Genomic DNA, 19,058 nt, shown 5'->3' with positions numbered 1-19,058 from the left:
CCTTAAATGTTGATCGTCTTCGGGCGGTTGCGCTTCAGCCAGTCTGCGACGAGCAGGCGGGTGAAGGTAACGCCGGTGAAGACCGAAGTGACGATGCCGATGGCGAGAACGACGGCGAAACCGCGGATCGGGCCGGAGCCGAACAGGAACATGATCGCCGCCGAGATGACGTTGGTGATGTTCGCGTCAAAGATTGCGCGGCTTGCTTCCTTGTAGCCGAATTCGACCGAGGCGATTGCCGCGCGACCGCGGATGCGCTGTTCCTCGCGGATGCGTTCGTTGATCAGCACGTTCGCGTCGACCGCGGCGCCGATGGTGAGCACGAAGCCGGCGATGCCGGGCAGGGTCAGCGTGGCACCGAAAAACGCCATCACGCCAAGGATCATGATCGCGTTCACCAGCAGCGCGGCGGTCGTGTAGACCCCGAAGCGGAGATAGGTGAACAGCATGAAGCCGATCAGTGCGAGCGTGCCGACGACACCGGCGAGGATGCCCTTCTCGATCGATTCCTGACCGAGCTCGGCCGAAACCGTCCGCTCCTCGACCACCTTGAGCGCGACCGGCAGCTTGCCCGAGCGCAGTGCAATGGCGAGTTCGTTGGCGCTTTCGACGGTGAAGCCGCCCGAAATCTGGCCGCGACCGCCCAGGATCGGTTCGTTGATGTTCGGCGCCGAAATGACCTGGCCGTCGACGAGGATGGCGAACGGCTTGCCGGTATTGGCCTGGGTCGTCTGCGCGAACTTGTACCCGCCTTGGCTGTCGAAGGTGAAGGCAACGACCGGGCGCTGGTCCTGGTCGAATTCCTGCTTGGCATCGATCAGCTGATCGCCGCTGACGATGATCTGACGCTTCAGCGCGATCCTGGCGACCTCACCCTCTCGCGCCGGATAGGCGATATAAGGGGCCCCGCCGGGAGCGGTCGGATAGGGGGCGATTTCGCTGCCGATCGGCGGGCGGCCGGCGGCGATGTCGGCGGGGTTGGCGGTCAGGTCGACAAGCTTGAACTCAAGCCGTGCGGTCTTGCCGAGCAATGCCTTGAGCGCTTCGGGATCCTTAAGACCCGGAACCTCGACCAGGATGCGGTTGCGCCCTTCGAGAATGATCGTGGGTTCGAGCGTGCCGAGCGCGTTGATGCGGCGATCGACCACTTCGCGCGCGTCCGCCATCGCCTGGGTGATTGCCTGATCGAGCCCGGCGCGGGTCTGGCTAACGATGAAGCGGGTGCCGTCCCGCACCTCGATCGTCCATTCGCGCTGGCCCGACATGCCAACGCCGCTGCCGGTCAGCTGAAGCAGCCGCTCGCGCGCGGCATCGACCTGCGCGACGTCGCGCACCATGAAGCTGATGCGATTGTCCCGGGTGGAAATGTCGCCGATGTCGATCCGCGGATCCTGACGCCGGAACTCGGTCTCGATCTCGTCGCGCTTGGCGGCGAGGCGCGTGCGCGCGAGATCGTCGACATCCGCTTCGAGCAGGATCGAGCTGCCGCCGGCAAGGTCGAGGCCGAGGTTGATCGACGGCTGCGGAATCCAGGACGGCCAGCGCTCCCGATAGCTTTCGGGGACGACGCTCGGCACGGCGAGCAGGATGCAGGCGGCGATGCTGAGCCACACCGCCCACACTTTCCACTTGGGAAAATCGAGCATGGCGTCAGTCGTTCGCGGGCTTGCCGCCGAGCGGCTGAACCTCGACGATGGTCGCCTTGACCACCTTGACCTTCACGGTCGGCGCGATTTCGACATTGGCATAGACGTCGTCCACCGACACCACCTTGCCGACCAGACCGCCTGCAGTGATGACCGTGTCGTTCTTCTTCATCGACGCGATCGTCGCCTGAAGCGTCTTCATCCGCTTCTGCTGCGGGCGAATCATCAGGAAGTAGAAGGCAACGAAGATCAGGACGAGCGGTGCGATCGAAAGGAACGACGCGGCGCCGCTGGCCTGTCCTGCCGCGCCGCTGGCGGCCTGTGCAAATGCTGGGGTGATGATCATGGGTTTCCCGGGCCTGAGATGTGGGCCTATTGGTGGGGAGCGATGCCCCCCGGTTCAAGCGGCGCGGGCTACCACTTGTGTTGCGCGGGCGCAACTGTCGGCGGGCCGGGACCGCTTTGGCGCAGCCAGAACAGAGTCCGACCGAACCCCCTTGCATCCCCCGCCACAGGCGCCTAGAGGGCCTGCCTTCGGTCGGGGCGTAGCGCAGCCTGGTAGCGCATCACACTGGGGGTGTGGGGGTCGCAGGTTCGAATCCTGTCGCCCCGACCAATTTCCACCACATCGTCAGCCTGAGCAGCGCCGATGCGGGGTCCGTCGGCAGCGCCTTCCGCGCCCGCACATTCCAGAAACATGCGGGGATGCGCATTGCGTTACGCATGCTATACGATCTCGCCGTGGCCACCGTGACCGACGCCCCCTCTGCTGGTTCCGCGCTGCCCGCGCCCCGGCCGCGTGCGCCCGATTCACCCCTGATCCGGTTGCAGCGGATCGCGCTGCTGGCGGTGCTGTTCGTGACGAGCGGATGGGTTGCCAAGCAACTCGCCATCCCGCCGGCCAATGTCGCGATGCTGTGGCTTCCCTCTGGCGTCGCCGTGGGCGCGCTGCTGCTGCATGGCCGGTGGATGTGGCCAGGTGTCCTGCTGGGATCGCTCATCCTCAACGTCACCATCGGCATGTCGATGGGATCGGGCTTCACCCGGACGCTGACCCTGGCGGTGTTCACCGCGAGCGGTGCGACGCTGCAGGCGCTGGTTGCGGCGACGCTGTTGCGCGCACGATTCGGTCGCCGCATCGACATTTCCCGCCGCAACGACGTCGCCGTCGCGATCGGTCTGGGCATTGTCATCCCCGTGCTCATATCCGCCACGATCGGCAATGCGGCCCTCGTCATATTGCGCGGCTTTCCGCTGCAGGATGTTCCGGCGAACATGGCGGTCTGGGCGCTGGGCGATGCGATCGGCATCCTCACGGTCGCGCCGTTCGCAATGATCGGTGAAGGCCGGCGCCTGCGCGCATTGTGGCGTGGCGAGCCGGTTCGCGGGCTTTATGGCTATATCGCGCTGGGGGTCGGCCTGGGCCTTGCCCTGACCCTGTTTGCGTGGATCAATGCGCGCGAGCAGGTACTGGCGACGGCGCGGTCGCAATTTTCGGTTCTGACGACCGCAAATGAAGAAGCGTTGCGCGGCCGGCTTGCGCGCGCAGCGCAGAGCCTTGACGCTGCATCCGGGCTGTTCACCGCCGGCGAGCGGGTGACTTGGGACGAATGGGCTGCCTATTCCGAGGTGATCGATATCGAGCGTTCCTATCCCGGGATCCGCGATATCGGGTTCATTCGCAACGTTCCGCGCGCGGGGCTCGACGCATATCGCGCCGAGACGCGCCGCAACGGGCTGCCGATCACCGAGCTCAAGCGCGCTTCGCCGACCGGGCCGCATTATGTGGTGACCTATATCTACCCGCTCGAGAAAAACCGGGCGGTGCTGGGTCTCGACATTACGTTCGACCCCAAGCGCAAGGCAGCAGCCGATCAGGCGCGCGATACCGGGCTGGCCGTCGTCACCCTGCCGGTCGAATTCGTGCAGTATCGCGGTCCCGGCTATGGCTTCACCATGATGCGGCCCGTCTACTCGACCGGGCGACCGCCGCAATCGGTGGCCGCGCGACGCGCGGCGCTGCTTGGCTGGGTCTACCACCCCTTCCCGGCCGAGCGGTTCTTCAATGGACTGACCGAAACACAAGGCGAGGAGTTCGAGCTGCGCATCCGCGCGCTGGACGCCGACAATAGCTGGATCACGGTGTTCGACACCGCGCCGGCCAGCGCGGGCAAGACCCACCGGCCAGCCTATACCGAAAGCCGGCAGATCGATGCCGCCGGGCGGGTCTGGTCGCTGGAATGGCACAGCACCACAGCATTTGAGCGCAAGGTGCGCAGCATCGAGCCGTTGCTGGTGCTGCTCACCGGCCTGACCATCAACCTCGCGCTGGCCGCAGTGCTGGGGATCGTCGCCCGGCGCGAAGCGATCGTGACCAGCGAGGTCCGGCGCGCGACGCGCGACCTGACCGAGGCTAACCGGCTGCTGCTGCTGACCGAGGCGACGACGCATGTCGGACACTGGCGTTACGACATCGCCACCGGATCGCTGTTCTGGTCGGATGAATTGTACCGGATCGCCGGGCGCGACCCCGCCCGCGCGATCAACAACACCGAATCGCTCGCCTATGTTCACCCCAACGACCAGCCGGCGACTCAACGTGCGCTGGCAATGGCGCAGCGCGAGCGCAGGCCGTTCGACGCGCGGGTGCGGATCCGGCGCGACGACGGCGAACTGCGCTATCTGCGTTACTGGACGCAGGTCGAGCTGGACGATGACGGCAACGCCATCGCGCTGTTCGGGGTCATGCAGGACATCACCAGCGAAACCCAGGCGCGCAACCTGCTGCTGAAGGCGCGCGACACGGCGCAGCGCGAATCGCAGGCGCGCGGCGCATTCCTGGCCAATCTCAGCCACGAAATCCGTACTCCGATGAACGGGGTGATCGGCTTTGCCGAACTGCTGCTCGAGACCGAACTCGAGGCCGACCAGCGCAACTATGCCCAGATCATCGTCGAATCGGGCACCAACATGATGGCGCTACTCAACGACGTGCTCGACCTGTCCAAGATCGAGGCGGGGCATATGGAACTGGCCGACGAGCCGATCGCGATCGAGGAACTGGCCCGCTCGACGATCCGGATGCTGATGCCGAGCGTCCGGCAGCGCAGCGTGTGGCTGGAAGTGCAAATCGACCCTGCAATTCCGCAGCGGGTGCGGGGCGATACTCTGCGGCTGCGCCAGGTGCTGCTCAACCTGATCGGCAATGCGGTCAAGTTCACCGAGGAAGGCTTTGTCCGGCTGGAAGTCACGCGCGCGGGCGATGCGATGCGCTTTGCGGTGATCGATTCCGGCCCGGGCATCCCGCCCGACCGGATTGCGGACATCTTCAAGTCGTTCGTCCAGCTCAGCGGCGAAGCACTGTCCGGACGCGGTGGTACCGGGCTGGGACTGACCATTTCGAGCTCGCTGGTCCGGCTGATGGGCGGCACGCTGAAGGTCAACAGCCGCGTCGGCGAAGGCAGCGTGTTTCACTTTACCCTGCCCTGCGTCCCGGCACCCGACGCCGATGCGGACCGCAGCGCCGCGATGCCGAGCGCCGCCGGCGGCAAGCCGTCGATGCCCGCAGCGCGCGTGCTGCTGGCCGAGGACAATGAGATCAATCAGGCGCTGATGCGCGCAACCGCCGCGCGCCTGGGGCTTGAGATGGACATTGCCAGCAATGGCGCCGAAGCCGTGACGCGCGCGGTCGCCGCGGCCGAGTCGGGCGATCCCTACGACTTGGTCCTGATGGATATCCAGATGCCCGTGCTGGACGGGATCGGTGCGGCCCAGCGGCTGCGCGCGCTGGGCCATGGACCCGATACGCTGCCGATCGTCGCGCTGTCGGCGAATGTCTATCAGAGCGATATCGATGCCTGTGCGGCGGCGGGCATGCAGGCGCATCTTGCCAAGCCGGTGCGCCGCGACGCGCTCGAACGTGCCATCGCCACGTGGGCACGGCCACGCGCCACTCGAGCGGCTTCGCCAGCCCCTGTGCTGGACCCGGTGCCGGATTCGTCCGCACCGCCGGCTGCATTGGTGGAGCGATACCGGACCCGCAAGGCCGAACTCGCCGATGCGCTGCACCGCTTCGACCTCGCCGCCGCCGAAGACCCGGCAACCGTCGCCGCGCTGGTCGCCGACATCCACAAGTTCGCGGGCACGGCCGGTCATTTCGGGGACGACGAGGCGGGCGACGCCGCGCGTGAGACCGAACGGGCGATGGCAGAGGCCAGCCCGCACGAACGTATCATCCTTGCGCATAATTTGCGCGAGAGGATCGAAACCGTTTCCCATGGCGATGCAATTTGAGTAGTAGCTGCGCGCAACTATATGGACTTGTGGAACGGCACGATTATCACGCGCGTTCCGTCTTGCGAGCAGCGAACACAGATGCCCAGAACCGTCCACGTCGTCGATGACGATGATCTTGCCCGTGACGTGATCGCCAGCCTGGTTGCCACGCTGCCCGGGGTCGATGTGCGTGCGTGGGAGTCGGCCGAGCAGTTCCTCGCCGCCGCGCAGCAGGGGGCGACGCCGGGCGTGGTGCTGCTGGACCTCAACATGCCGGGTCTTTCAGGCAATGACGCGCTGCGCACGCTCGACCAGAACCGGTTTCCGGCGATCATCGTGTCGGGCCAGGGCCAGATCACTTCGGCGGTCGAATCGCTCAAGCGGGGCGCGATCGACTTCATCGAAAAGCCGTTCACCCTCGACAAGCTGCTCGCGCCGCTGCGCGTGGCGTTCGAGCATCTCGACCGCAATCTGACGCTGGACCAGCAGAGCGGGCGCGAACGCGAGCGGCTGGAGACGCTGAGCGACCGCGAGGTCGAGATCCTGGCGCTGCTGGTCGACGGGATGACCAACCGCGAGGTTGCCGACAAGCTGGGGCTGAGCGTCCGGACGGTCGAGTCGCACCGCGCGCGGATCATGCTCAAGCTGGACGTCGCCAGCTTTGCCGAGGCGATCCGCATGGCCGTGCTGGCAGGGATCGAAACGCCCGGCTGAGCGCAAGATGGCCGGAGCGCCCGACCATTTCCGCGAGTTCGTCGCGATCGACTGGTCCGGCGCGCGCGGATCGCGCCACGCAGGGATCGCGGTCGCGCACTGCACCGCTGGCGACGCCGCGCCGCAGCTCATCCCGCCACCCGATCGCCACTGGTCGCGCCGCGACGTGCTCGACTGGGTGCGCGCGCGTGCCGACGCACCGATGCTGATCGGATTCGATTTCAGCTTCTCTGCCCCCTTTGTCGCACGCGGCGCGCATCTGCCGGGCGAGACGTGCAGTGCGCAGGCATCCGAGCTGTGGGCGCATGTCGATGCGCACAGCCCCGACGCGGACCTAGGCGCCGCACAGTTCATCGAGGAACGGCGGGGGCGGCATTTCTATCTTGGTGCGGCGGATGGCCGGAAAGCCGATTTTCTGCACTGGCGCTGCTGCGAAGTCGCGCATGACGGAAGCACCAAGCCGTCCACCGTGTTCGACGCGATCGGCGCCGCGCAGGTCGCCAAGGCCAGCTTTGCGGGTATGCGGCTGCTGCACCGGCTGCACGGCGCGGTGCCAATCTGGCCATTCGATGCAGCACCCCGCGCGGGGGCGTGTGTCGTGGAAATCTATACCGCGATCGCGGCGCGCGATGCCGGCGGACGCAAGGGCCGGTCGAAGCTGCGCGACGGCGTGACGCTCGACCGTGCGCTGGCGGCTCTGGGCACAAGGCCGCATGCGCCGCTCGCGCATTATACGGACCATGCAACCGATGCGATCCTGACCGCGGCATGGTTGCGCCGCCGCGCACAGGACCCCGCCTTATGGCAACCGGGCGGTCTGACTGCAGCGATTGCGCAATCGGAGGGCTGGACGTTCGGCATCGCTTGACGCAAAGGAGCGCCATCCAGACGCGGACTGTGCACGCCTGCCAGCCCGCCGCGCCGGTTTAGCTCAGCTGGTAGAGCAGCGGTTTTGTAAACCGAAGGTCGCGGGTTCGATCCCTGCAACCGGCACCACCCCGACACTGGCTGCGGCGGAATCCACGTGGTGCAGACGTCGCCGAGGCGCTGCGCTGCACAACAATGTCACGTCCTGCGAGATCGCCAGCGGGTCGATCTGCTAGCGAGCGCATGTCGATCGACTGCTGCACCACAACGGCGCCGACGCCGCACTTTCCCCCTCGCCTTTCGCGCGTGCGCCGTTAAACATCGTTGCCAGCTGACAACGTTATCAGGAGAGGCGCATTGGCCGCACCCGTCATGGATATGAGCCCGACCGACCCGAATTCGGGCGATCCGGGCACACAGGGGGTGAATGCCCCGGACCTTCAGGTCTTCGTCTTCGCACTGTTCTTCATCTTCGGCGGCATCACGTCGCTGAACGACGTGCTGATCCCGAAGCTCAAGGAGCTGTTCACGCTCAACTACACCCAGGCGATGCTGATCCAGTTCTGCTTCTTCACCGCCTATCTGGTGATCGGGATTCCGGGAGCGAAGCTGGTCAAGAAGCTTGGATATATGCGCGGCGCGGTCGCGGGCCTGGTCACGATGATGGTCGGCTGCCTGCTGTTCATCCCGGCGTCGCAGACGGCCACCTATGGTCTGTTCCTGGGTGCGCTGTTCGTGCTGGCGAGCGGCGTGGTGATCGTCCAGGTCGTCGCCAATCCGCTGATCTCGCTGCTCGGCAAGCCGCAGACGGCGCATAGCCGCCTGACGTTCGCCCAGGCGTTCAACTCGCTCGGCACCACCGTCTTCCCGCTCGTCGGGGCTGCCCTGATCCTTGGCAGCATCGCGGGGGTCGAAGCCAAGGACCTGTCGGGCGCCGAACTTGCCGCCTATCGCAGCGCCGAGAGCCAGGCGATCGTCAATGGCTATCTCGGCATTGCCGCGGCGCTGGCGGTTGTCGCGATTGCGGTGTGGCTGTTCCGCAACCGGCTGAAGGGCGAACGCCATGAGGCGAGCAAGGGCTTTGCCGGCTTCGACCTGGTCAAGCGCCCGCGCTTCGGCTTTGGCGCGCTGTGCATCTTTCTCTATGTCGGCGCCGAGGTGTCGATCGGCTCGCTGATCATCAACTATCTCGCGCTTGAGCGGGTGCTGGGCCAGCCGGAGTCGGTCGTCGGGTGGATGATCGCGCTGTACTGGGGTGGCGCAATGGTCGGCCGCTTTATCGGGTCGGCACTGATGCGCGTCATCAGCCCGGGCAAGCTGCTGGCGATGGTCGCCATCGGCGCAATCGCGCTGATCGCAATTTCGGCCAACACGACCGGTACCGTCGCGGCCTATTCGCTGCTCGCCATCGGCCTGATGAACTCGATCATGTTCCCCACAATCTTCAGCCTGGCCAGCGAAAAGCTGGGCAGCCGCGCGGCGGACGGGTCGGGCATCATCAACGTGGCGATCTTTGGTGGCGCGGTGATCCCGCTCGCCACCGGCGCGCTTGCGGACATGACGGGCAGCCTGGCGCTGGCCTTTGCGCTGCCGGCGCTGTGCTACGCGATCATCGCGGGCTTCGGCTATTATGCCCGGCGTCCCTATGACGGGCCGGTAGCCGGCTGACCGCCAAAACGGTCGAAGGGGCCGGCGGAGGGATTTCGCCGGCCCCTTCTTCGGGGGATCTGGTGCGGGGCGTGCGGTAGGCGCGCCCCGTTTGTATTTCAGGCCGCGATCATGTCGCGGCTGGGCAGGCCCGGCATTGCGTCGACCCAATAATCGTCGACCGAACAGCCCGGGACCAGCGACGGCGCGCACAGCAGCGCGACGCAGTCGGCGAGTTGCGGGGCCTCCATCGGCCCGATCGTTTCCTCGACCATTTCCTCGTTGCCGCCGGGCGCAGCCAGCAGGCGCGCGCGCGCGGCGTGCCACAGTCGCTCAGCGTCGGAGAGGGTCAGCGTGACGGTCACACGAAACTCGGGCTGCGGACCCTGACCCCAGACGCGACGGTCCGGATCGTTCTTCAGCAGCTGTGCATCCCGTCCATCCATCATGCCCGTTTTCCTGTTTTCGAGCGCTCGATTTCGCCTGTTCAAATGCCGTTTCCACCAGCGAAACGAAATACTGCGCGATTACCTATTGTAGTTCTACTAGGCCGCTGCGGCTCCGGCTGCGGACAGCAGGCACAGCGCCCGGGCATGCGCCCCGACGATGCACAATTCGGCGTAAAGGCGGTCCCACATCGTCGCCGGAATGGTGAGTGCGGCATCGTCCAGCAGGTGGCGGCGCACTTCGACCCGCACCACCGGATCATGGGTGAGGCTGAAGATCGCGGGCATCGGCCCGAGCGAGCTTTCGTCGGCCAGCTGCTGACGCCCGGCGAGACGCGCCGCGACGAGATAGCCGCACAGCAGGTCGGCGCCATGCATGTCGAGGCGGATCTCGGCCGCCAGATCGGGGCGGGCGAGATGAATGGCGGGGCCAAAGGGACCCGCTTCGATCGTCACCCTGAGGCGAATGCCGGTTGCGTCGATGATTTCACGAATGCGGGGGGCGCTGCTGACCATGACGTAGTTATAGAAACGTCAACGCGCGCATGGGTGGTCTTACCAAAAATTTCACCGCAAGAATCAACGAGATCGCAAAAAGAAACGGGCCGGAACGCTGTGCGCTCCGGCCCGCCTTGTCAGGGCTAGATTTCCTCTTAACGGAACAGCGACGTGATCGTCTGCGGTGCCTGGTTCGCGATCGACAGCGCCTGAACGCCAAGCTGCTGCTTGACCTGCAGGGCCTGCAGGCGAGCCGATTCCTTCGCCAGGTCGGCGTCGACAAGGTTGCCGATGCCGCTCTCGATCACGTCCGACAGCTTGCTGACGAACGACTGCTGGCCCTCGATCTTACGCGAGGCAGCGCCCAGGGTGCTCATCTTGGAGTTGATGGCAGTGGCCTGGGTCTCGAGAGTGCCCACCATCGTCTCCGCCGTGGCGGCGTCGGTGAAGGTGGTGCCGATCGCGGTCACGATCGCGGTGAAGTCCTGGTTCGCCACGTCGAGCGTGTCAGCCGCCATGTCGGTCGACTGGAGCGCGCTCACGGAGCCGCTGGCCGCCTTCAGCAGGTTGGTGCCATTGAATTCGCTGGATTCGATGACGGTTTCGATCTGCTCCTTGAGCCCATCGAAATCTGCTGCGAGCGACGTACGGCTGGCCGAGTCCAGACCCGCGTCCGAAGCTTCGATCGCCTTGGCCTTCATCTGGTTGACGAGGTCGGAGATCTGCTCGGCGCCGGCAACCGCGACGTCAACCGTGCTCTTTGCACGGCTGAGCGACGAACCGACCGACTTCAGGCCACCCAGGTCGCCGCGAAGCGTCTGGGCAACGGCGAAGGCAGCCGAGTCGTCCTTGGTCGACGCGACGTTCATGCCGGTGTTGATGCGGCTCTGGGTGGTAGCCAGGGACTTGTTGGTCTGATTCAGGCTCTGGAGAGCCGCCATCGCGCCAACGTTCGTGTTAACCGAAAAACCCATGATCATATTCCTTCTGGAAGAGGTGGCCGCTTCTGCGGCCAGGGCCAAGACGCAGACCCAACGACGGGCCACGACACATGCCCCGCACCTCCATTCTGGACGGTTCGCAGCCGATCCGGTCGCAGGCGCAGGATATTGATGGTTAACAGCGCATTACCCGCTGTTTCGGGGACGTTACGGGGGCAGTTTCCCTAGGGTCGCGACCTCGGGCACCGCGACCGGAGCCGGGCGGGCCCGTCTATAATCAGGGGACGCAGGACGCCGTACGCGGCGCTTCACGACGAGAAAAAAGGCGCAATAACGATGCAGAACTGGCCGATCTGGCGAAAGCTCGCCCTCTCCTTTCTGGCTCTGGTGGTCACTTTTGGCGGGGTCAGCGCGCTGATCGTGACCAGCGTTACCGGGCTCGAAAAGGCGCAGGAAGAAAAGGCGAATGCCTATGCCGGCGCGCGGGCGACCCAGACATTGCTGTACCTGACACTCGAACAAATGAACGCGGTGCGCGGCTTCACCATCCTTGGCCAGGACGCATTCTACGAGACCTATGTCGAAAATCGCGACAAGGTTGGCGCGGCGGTGGAGGAAATCCGCACCGTTTCGCAGGGGCATGATTTCGGCGGGATGATCGACGAATATTCGGCCGCGACGGCCGAATGGCAGAAGGACAAGCTGGAGCCGACCATCGCCCTCGCCCGCGATCCGGCGACCCGCGCCGAGGCGCAGGAACTGGCCGGCAAGAAGCAGCTGAGCCGCATCCGCGATGCGATCAAGGCGCTCGACGCGGCCCAGAAGGCGCGTGTCGAGGCGGCGGACATGGAAGAGGCGGCGCTGCGCAATCAGGTTCACTGGGCGCTGGGCGTCGGCATTGCGCTGATGCTTGCGCTGGCGGGCGGGCTGGCCTGGCTGCTCAACCGGTCGATCGCCAATCCGATCGCCGATATCGTGGCCAAGATGCGCAGCCTTGCCGAGGGCGACCATAATGTCGAAGCCGAAACCGGCGAGCGGCGTGACGAAATCGGCGACATGGGGCGCGCGCTGCACGTATTCCGCGATGCGGCGATCGCCAAGGAAGCGGCCGAGATGGCCAAGCGCGCCGACGAAGCCGCGCAGAAGCAGATCGTCGACCTGCTGAGCGGGGCGCTGCAACGGCTGTCGGCGGGCGACGTGTCGCACAGCATCGATGCCGATGTTGCGCCCGCCTATCGCGGTCTGCGCGACGATTACAACACCGCGGTCGCGGGCCTGCGCAACCTGGTCGGCGCGGTCAGCACGAGCGTCGAGGCGATCCGAAGCGGCACCAACGAGATTGCGAGCGCGACGAACGATCTGGCGCGCCGCACCGAAAGCAACGCCGCGTCGATCGAGGAAACCGCTGCGGCCGTGACGCAGATCGACGGCAGCGTCCGTGCTAACACCGATGCCGCCAGCCAGACCGTCACCCGCGCCAGCCGCACGCACGAAGCGGTCGAATCGGGCCGTTCGGTCGCCGACGAAGCGATGCAGGCGATGACCCGCGTTTCGGAAAGCGCGCGCGGCATCGACGACGTGATCGAGGGCCTCGACAAGATCGCGTTCCAGACCCGTGTTCTCGCGATGAACGCAGCGGTCGAAGCCGGCCGCGCGGGCGAAGCCGGTCGCGGCTTTGCGGTCGTCGCCGATCTCGTCTCGGCCCTGGCAATGCGCGCCGAAGAAGAATCGAAGCAGGCGCGTGAGCAGCTTACCGCGACCCAGGTCGACATTGAAGGCGCGGTTCAGGCGGTGCGCCGGGTCGATGCCGCTCTGGTCGGGATCGCCACCGATGTCGAGGAAGTGAACAATCTGCTGGGAACGGTTGCCGAGGGCAGCCGGTCGCAGGCGACCGCAATCAGCGAAGTGTCCGGAGCGATCCAGTCGCTCGACAGCGCGACGCAGCAGAATGCGGCAATGGTCGAGCAGACTTCGGCAGCGGCACAGACGCTGAGCACCGAGGCAGATCGCCTGGCCCAGCATGCCAGCGCATTCCAGCCGGTCGCGCACAACCGGCATGGCGCAGGATCGATGGCGCTCGCCGCCTAGACCGCTTCACCTTCGCCGCCCTCCGGGGCGCGATCGGCCCGTCCCCCGGCCCCGCTCACTCCCTCAGAGCGGCCCCCGGTGGACGGGCCGCATGGCATTCAGCGCGGCGCCTTCGCGGCGGGATCGGGCCGGCGATAGACCTGCACACCGCCGACCCAGGTCTCAAGCACCCGCGTCGCGCGCAAGTCTGCCGGCCCGGCGAGGAGCGGATCGCGGTCGATGACGATGAAGTCGGCGCGCATGCCGGGCGCAAGATGCCCGAATTTCGTCTCCGCAAAACCGGCATAGGCGGCGTCGGTGGTAAAGGCACGCCAGCTGCGTTCGCGGGTCAGCGCCTCTTCGGGGCGCCACCCACCGGCGGGCTGGCCGGCGGCATCCTGACGGGTGAAACCGGTCGCCCATCCTTCGAACGGGTTCGGGCTTTCGACCGGATAGTCCGATCCGAAGGCGATGCGGGCATCATTGGCGAGCATCGATTTCCACGCATAAGCGCCTGCCAGCCGCGCCGGGCCGACGCGTGCCTCGGCCATGGTGCGGTCGCTGCTCTGATGCACCGGCTGCATCGACGCGATCACGCCGAGCTTGCCGAACCGCGCCAGATCCGCCGGATCGACGACCTGAGCATGCTCGATCCGCCAGCGGCGGTCGCCGGTATAGGTGCCGCTGACTTCGGCAATGGCATCGAGCACCTGCTGGTTCGCGCGGTCGCCGATCGCGTGGATCGCGAACTGGAAGCCATCCATCGCGCCACGGACGATCAGGTTGGACAATTGCGCATCGGTCAGAAACGGCAGGCCACTATTGCCCGGCGCATCGGCATAGGGCGCCTTCAGCCATGCACCGCGCGACCCGAGCGCCCCGTCGGTGTACAGCTTGATCCCGCCCATGCGCAGCCGGTCGTCATAGAGCCACGGCGTCGGCCCGCTGCCGCCCACGCGCAGCGCCGTGTCGACCCCGTCCGAATAGCTCATGATCCGGATGCGCAGCAGGCCGGAATCGCCCATCCGGCGATAGGTCAGCCAGTCGTCGACGCTGGTCCCCATGTCCGCAGTCGCGGTGACGCCCATCGAAAGCAGCAGCTCCTGCGCCTTGAGGAACGCGGCATTGCGATCGCGTTGTGTCGGCTGGGGCAGCGCCTTTTCGATCAGCTCCATCGCCGCATCGACGAACACGCCGCCCGGCTTGCCGGCGACCAGCTCGATCCGGCCGCCCGGAGGCGATTTGGTCGCGGCGGTGATCCCGGCCGCCTTCATCGCCGCGCTGTTGGCCCATCCAGCATGTCCGTCGGCGCGGACCAGCCAGGTCGGCACGTCGCCGGTCGCCGCATCCAGCTCGGCCGCGGTCGGGAAGCGTCCCAGACCCCAGACTTCCTGATTCCAGCCGCCACCGGTGATCCAGCGCCGCGTGGTATTTTCGGCGGCATAGCGCCGGATCGCATCCTGGGCATCGGCGAGCGACCGCGTCGCCGACAGGTCAAGGGCGAGCGCCCGGAAACCGAGGTTCATGACATGGCCATGCGCATCGACCATGCCGGGGATGACGATGCGGCCATCGAGATCGGCGCGCCAGTCCGGTCGCTCGGGGCGTTTCTCGCCGCGCTTGAGCAGCTTCACGACCTTGCCGTCCGGGGTCAGCACGATGCCGGAAAAACGCACCACCTGACCCTTTTCGTCCAGGGTCAGCCCATCGACATTGTCGACCAGCGCATCGGCGGCGGCGACAGCGGGCAGCAGCAGGGCGGCAATCACGGCAAGCGAAACGGGAAGGCGCACATCTCTCTCCGACAATGGACCGGTGGATCGCCGGTCACGGGCTGCGCTTTCGAATAGGCGGTGTTCCCCCGCCGCGCCAGATGGTCTAGGGCGCGCGGACCGGCCCGGCGACGATCCCGGGATTGCGAAAGTATCGATATGGCAACCCAGGCTGCGCCCGCCCCCCGACCCCTCCCGCTCGACCTTGCCGATGTGAACATGGCGGCAGAGCGGATTGGCGGATCGCTCGTGCGCACGCCGACGCTGCACAGCAAGACGCTGTCCGACCTCACCGGCGCGACCGTCTATCTCAAGTTCGAAAATCTTCAGTTCACGGCGGCGTACAAGGAACGCGGCGCGCTCAACACGCTGCTTCAGCTCGACGAGGCGGCGCGCGCCAAGGGCGTGATCGCGGCTTCGGCCGGCAACCATGCGCAGGGTCTGGCCTATCACGGCAATCGCCTTGGCATTCCGGTGACGATCGTGATGCCCAAGCCGACGCCGACGGTGAAGGTCACCCAGACCGAGGGCCATCGCGCGAGCGTGATCCTGGAAGGCGAGACGTTCGACGAAGCCTATGCCCATGCCCGGCAGCTCGAGGCATCGAACGGCTATACCTTTGTCCACCCGTTCGACGATCCGCGGATCATGGCGGGTCAGGGTACGGTCGCGCTGGAGATGCTGGCCGACGCGCCCGCGATCGACACGCTGATCGTGCCCATCGGCGGCGGCGGGCTGATCTCTGGCATGGCGACGGTGGCCAAGGCGGCCGAACGCGACATTGCGGTCGTCGGGGTCGAGGCAGAGCTGTTCCCGTCGATGTTCAACCGGATCAAGGGCACCGACCTGCCGATCGGCGGCGACACGCTGGCCGAGGGGATTGCCGTCAAGGAACCGGGCGGCCTAACCGCGCAGGTGATCGCGGCGCTGGTCGACGACATCATGCTGGTGAGCGAGCGCAAGCTGGAGGAAGCCGTCAGCCTGTTGCTGCAGATCGAAAAGACCGTGGTCGAGGGGGCAGGTGCGGCGGGGCTGGCCGCACTGCTGTCCGACCCGGAGCGTTTTGCCGGCAAGACCGTCGGCATCGTGCTGTGCGGTGGCAATATCGACACGCGGCTGCTTGCCAATGTCCTGCTGCGCGACCTTGCCCGGTCGGGCCGGCTCGCGCGGCTGCGCATCCGGTTGCAGGACCGCCCCGGCGCGCTGTTCCATGTCAGCCGCATCTTCCACGAACAGGGCGTCAACATCATCGAGGTGTATCACCAGCGCGTGTTCACCTCGCTCCCCGCCAAGGGGCTGATCACCGATATCGAATGCGAAACGCGCGACGCGGCGCATCTCGACCGGCTGATCGCCGCGCTGCGGGCTGCGGGCTATGCGGTGAGCATGGTCGAACTCGACTGACCTGCCGCGCCGAAGCGAATCGCCGCTGCGGCGAACCGAGTCCCGTCACCCTTTTTCACCTGTCGCGCGCCCCGTATAATTACGGGGCGCTGCATCTGTGGCGTGTCCCCCGACTGAATCCGAGCGACCCGGCGTTAACCCATTTTCATGGTAAATCGCCTTTTCATCGTGATTCCGCCGTTACATAAGGGGCCGGTCCGGGGCGCTAGGCCCGATCTGGAAGGGGCGAACAGGGTGACGGCACTGACTCGATTCCCACGGTTTTTCGTGACCAGCCCCTCGGCCTGTCCGTACCTGCCCGGGCGGCAGGAGCGGAAGATCTTCACCGAACTGAACGGCCCGCATGCCGGCGAACTCAACGACGCGCTCGGCCGCATCGGGTTTCGCCGCAGCCAGTCGGTCGCGTACCGGCCGAGCTGCGTCGGCTGCAACGCCTGCCTGTCGGTGCGCGTGGTCGCCGAGGAGTTTCGGCCGAACGCGACCCAGCGCAAGCTGATCCGGCGTCATTCAGACCTGTCGGTCACGGCATGCCGCCCCTGGGCGACCGAGGAGCAATATGCGCTGTTGCGCCGTTACCTCAGCGCGCGCCACCCCGGCGGCGGCATGACGATGATGGACGAAACCGACTATGCCGACATGGTCGAGCAGTCGCCGGTCAGCACCTATGTCATCGAATATCGCGAGCCGGAGGAGCTGGGCGGCGAACTGGTCGGCGCCTGCATCACCGACCAGCAGGCCGACGGGCTGTCGATGATCTACAGCTTCTTTGCCGCCGACCGGCCGGAACGCCAAGGCCTGGGCAATCTGATCATCATGGATCATATCATCCGCGCCCGCGCTGCCGGCCTGCCCTATGTCTATCTGGGCTATTGGGTGAAGGGCAGCGACCGGATGGCGTACAAGACGCGGTACCAGCCGATGGAGGTGCTCGGCCCCAATGGCTGGGCCCGGATGGCCGATCCCCAGACGGCACCGGCGGCGGGGGACGCAGCGCTGCAGCCCTTGCGGATGCGCGCGCTGGCCTGAGCCGCGCGCCGGGGCGTCACGCTTCGCCGTTCATCCGCTCGACCTGGAGCGCGACCGACAATTCCTCGATCCCGGCGCCCTGGCGGATCCCGGCGATGGGCGCCGCCCCGGTAAAGTCGAGCGCGGTGGCCATGCGGACATAATTGGCGTCGGGACTGATCCCGGCGGAGGGGTCGAAGCCGACCCACCCCAGCCCAGCGACCCACGCCTCGGCCCAGCCATGCGGCGGGCAGGTCCCCTCGCCACAGTTGCGATAGCCCGAGACGTAACGCGCCGGGAGGCCGAGCGCCGATGCGCCGGCGATGAAGATGTGCGCGAGGTCGCGGGCGTCGGGCTCGCCGGCAAATGCCTCCGCCGCGGTCGCGCCGCTGTCGGGCAGGTCGGCGGCGTCGGGGAAGCGCGTCGCGAGCGCGAGGTTCCAGCGATGGAGCCGGTCGAGCGCATCCCCTGCGCCCGCCGACGCGCGGGCCAGCTCCGCAAGCGCTGCACTGGGCTCCGTGCGCGGCGTGGTGCGGCCGAACAATTCGGGTGGCAGCGGCTCGTTGCTGCCGCGCACCAGCCCGTCCGCTTCGGTTGTCAGCACCTGCCCCGCGACAGTGATCGCGATCTCGGTGAGCGGTCCTTCGGCATACAGCATCGTGACGCGGTTGCCGAAGCCGTCGATCGTGTCGCGCAGCCGCACGTCGCAATCGACATCGATGCGCCAGTCCACCACCGTCTGATCGTGCGTATCGCCCGGCGTCAGGCGCAGCGTCTGAACCAGCCGCTGTTGCGGGCTGCTGAACCGGTAGCGGGTGTGATGGTCGATCGCGAGGCGCATCAGATAAACCGGAACTGCCGCGCAATGGCGGCGTCGAGCAGCGCATTTTCGCGGATGAAGGCCTGCAGATATTCGTGCAGGCCGCTGACGATGACTTCATGCGCGCGGGTTTTCTGCATCCGGGCGATGCGCGCGCGGGCCATGCGGTCGGCTTCGCCCTGCAGCCCCGTGCGCTTGGCAAGCGCGTTGAGCTGTTCCACCACCTCCTCGACGCATCCGGCGAGGCTGCGGGGAAGCTCGGCGCGGGTGATCAGCAGGTCGATGACGTTGGCGGGACGCAGGCCGTCGCTGTAGAGCCAGCGATAGGCAGTGACCGCCGAGACGGTCTGGAGGATCGTCGTCCACTGGTCGCGGTCGACCAGCCCGCCGACCTTCTCCCCCTCGGGCAGCAGCAGATGATATTTGACGTCGAGCAGGCGCGCGGTGTTGTCCGCGCGTTCGATCGCGGCGCCGAGCTGGATCAGCATCGTCGCTTCATTGTCCATCATGCGGTGGATCGCGCCTTCGAACCCGCGCGCTTCGGCCATCACACCCTCGACCAGGTTGAGCGTGGTGGTGGTGCCGCCGGGGCTGACGCGCTTGGCGAACAGCAGCCACAGTCGGTTGATCGCGGTCCATGCCTCGCGCGTCAGCGCGGTGCGGACAGCGCGGGCATTGTTGCGGGCTTGCTCCAGACAGCGGACGATCGAGCCGGGGTGGCTCATGTCGAGCGTCAGGAAATGCGCCACCGGCTGCTGGCTGATCGACTGGTGTGCGGCGGCATAGGCCTCTTCGGTGTAGGTGACGCTGAGCGCGCTGGCCCAGGCCGCCTCCCCCGCCGGACGGGCGGACAGGGCGTCGAGGCGCACAGTGGCCTCGACCAAGCGAGCGATGAAGTCGGCGCGCTCGACATAACGACCAAGCCAGTAGAGCGACGCCGCGGTGCGGGAGAGCAT

General features: G+C 66.5%; 15 protein-coding genes and 2 tRNA genes. 9 read left to right on the top strand and 8 right to left on the bottom strand.

The window, feature by feature from the left end:
- Nucleotides 1–2: 2 nt before the first annotated feature.
- Nucleotides 3–1,646 (bottom strand): protein translocase subunit SecD, encoded by a 1,644-nt coding sequence (gene secD / locus J2Y54_RS15785; protein WP_310041112.1) that lies wholly within the window; start codon nt 1,644–1,646, stop codon nt 3–5.
- Between the two features lie 4 nt (nt 1,647–1,650).
- Complete coding sequence (gene yajC, locus J2Y54_RS15780; protein ID WP_310041110.1) at nt 1,651–1,992, bottom strand: preprotein translocase subunit YajC; 342 nt, start codon at nt 1,990–1,992, stop codon at nt 1,651–1,653.
- A gap of 193 nt (nt 1,993–2,185) precedes the next feature.
- Between yajC and J2Y54_RS15775 the strand changes: the two genes are divergently transcribed.
- The 6 genes from J2Y54_RS15775 to J2Y54_RS15750 all read left to right on the top strand — a co-directional run bounded on the left by J2Y54_RS15775 (nt 2,186) and on the right by J2Y54_RS15750 (nt 9,170).
- Nucleotides 2,186–2,262 (top strand) — tRNA-Pro (locus tag J2Y54_RS15775).
- 107 nt (nt 2,263–2,369) lie between these two features.
- Nucleotides 2,370–5,939 (top strand): CHASE domain-containing protein, encoded by a 3,570-nt coding sequence (locus J2Y54_RS15770; RefSeq protein ID WP_310041108.1) that lies wholly within the window; start codon nt 2,370–2,372, stop codon nt 5,937–5,939.
- An 81-nt stretch (nt 5,940–6,020) separates the two neighbouring features.
- Nucleotides 6,021–6,635, top strand: a complete 615-nt coding sequence (locus J2Y54_RS15765) for a response regulator (protein WP_310041106.1) — start codon at nt 6,021–6,023, stop codon at nt 6,633–6,635.
- Nucleotides 6,636–6,642: 7 nt separating this feature from the next.
- Nucleotides 6,643–7,503 carry a hypothetical protein gene (locus J2Y54_RS15760; RefSeq protein ID WP_310041103.1) on the top strand — a complete coding sequence of 287 codons (861 nt, stop codon included), beginning with the start codon at nt 6,643–6,645 and terminating at the stop codon, nt 7,501–7,503.
- A 52-nt stretch (nt 7,504–7,555) separates the two neighbouring features.
- Nucleotides 7,556–7,631, top strand: a tRNA-Thr gene (locus J2Y54_RS15755).
- 243 nt (nt 7,632–7,874) lie between these two features.
- Nucleotides 7,875–9,170, top strand: coding sequence for a sugar MFS transporter (locus J2Y54_RS15750; RefSeq protein ID WP_310041340.1), 1,296 nt, complete (start codon nt 7,875–7,877; stop codon nt 9,168–9,170).
- Nucleotides 9,171–9,268: 98 nt separating this feature from the next.
- Here the strand turns inward: J2Y54_RS15750 and J2Y54_RS15745 are convergent, their stop codons facing one another.
- The 3 genes from J2Y54_RS15745 to J2Y54_RS15735 form a co-directional block, all read right to left on the bottom strand.
- Nucleotides 9,269–9,598: a hypothetical protein gene (locus tag J2Y54_RS15745; protein WP_310041102.1), complete on the bottom strand. Its 330-nt coding sequence runs from the start codon at nt 9,596–9,598 to the stop codon at nt 9,269–9,271.
- Nucleotides 9,599–9,694: 96 nt separating this feature from the next.
- Nucleotides 9,695–10,051, bottom strand: coding sequence for a hypothetical protein (locus J2Y54_RS15740; protein WP_310041101.1), 357 nt, complete (start codon nt 10,049–10,051; stop codon nt 9,695–9,697).
- Nucleotides 10,052–10,248: 197 nt separating this feature from the next.
- On the bottom strand, nt 10,249–11,067 hold the full coding sequence (locus tag J2Y54_RS15735; RefSeq protein WP_310041099.1) for a flagellin: 819 nt from the start codon (nt 11,065–11,067) through the stop codon (nt 10,249–10,251).
- Between the two features lie 303 nt (nt 11,068–11,370).
- Between J2Y54_RS15735 and J2Y54_RS15730 the strand changes: the two genes are divergently transcribed.
- Nucleotides 11,371–13,122, top strand: a complete 1,752-nt coding sequence (locus J2Y54_RS15730) for a methyl-accepting chemotaxis protein (protein ID WP_310041098.1) — start codon at nt 11,371–11,373, stop codon at nt 13,120–13,122.
- Nucleotides 13,123–13,220: 98 nt separating this feature from the next.
- On the opposite strand, the gene J2Y54_RS15725 is transcribed toward J2Y54_RS15730, so the two are convergent.
- Nucleotides 13,221–14,894 (bottom strand): amidohydrolase family protein, encoded by a 1,674-nt coding sequence (locus tag J2Y54_RS15725; protein ID WP_310041096.1) that lies wholly within the window; start codon nt 14,892–14,894, stop codon nt 13,221–13,223.
- Between the two features lie 138 nt (nt 14,895–15,032).
- On the opposite strand from J2Y54_RS15725, the gene J2Y54_RS15720 reads away from it, so the two are divergent.
- Both J2Y54_RS15720 and J2Y54_RS15715 read left to right on the top strand, forming a co-directional pair.
- Nucleotides 15,033–16,277, top strand: coding sequence for a threonine ammonia-lyase (locus tag J2Y54_RS15720; protein ID WP_310041095.1), 1,245 nt, complete (start codon nt 15,033–15,035; stop codon nt 16,275–16,277).
- Nucleotides 16,278–16,511: 234 nt separating this feature from the next.
- Nucleotides 16,512–17,303: an arginyltransferase gene (locus J2Y54_RS15715; protein ID WP_310041093.1), complete on the top strand. Its 792-nt coding sequence runs from the start codon at nt 16,512–16,514 to the stop codon at nt 17,301–17,303.
- A gap of 16 nt (nt 17,304–17,319) precedes the next feature.
- On the opposite strand, the gene J2Y54_RS15710 is transcribed toward J2Y54_RS15715, so the two are convergent.
- Both J2Y54_RS15710 and J2Y54_RS15705 read right to left on the bottom strand, forming a co-directional pair.
- Nucleotides 17,320–18,123, bottom strand: a complete 804-nt coding sequence (locus J2Y54_RS15710; RefSeq protein WP_310041090.1) for a transglutaminase family protein — start codon at nt 18,121–18,123, stop codon at nt 17,320–17,322.
- Nucleotides 18,123–19,058: an alpha-E domain-containing protein gene (locus tag J2Y54_RS15705; protein ID WP_310041338.1), complete on the bottom strand. Its 936-nt coding sequence runs from the start codon at nt 19,056–19,058 to the stop codon at nt 18,123–18,125. The genes J2Y54_RS15710 and J2Y54_RS15705 overlap by 1 nt, the downstream gene beginning before the upstream one ends.

It is taken from the genome of Sphingomonas sp. BE123 (assembly GCF_031456015.1).
Lineage (GTDB): Bacteria > Pseudomonadota > Alphaproteobacteria > Sphingomonadales > Sphingomonadaceae > Sphingomonas.
This window is presented reverse-complemented; position numbering and strand designations above follow the sequence as displayed.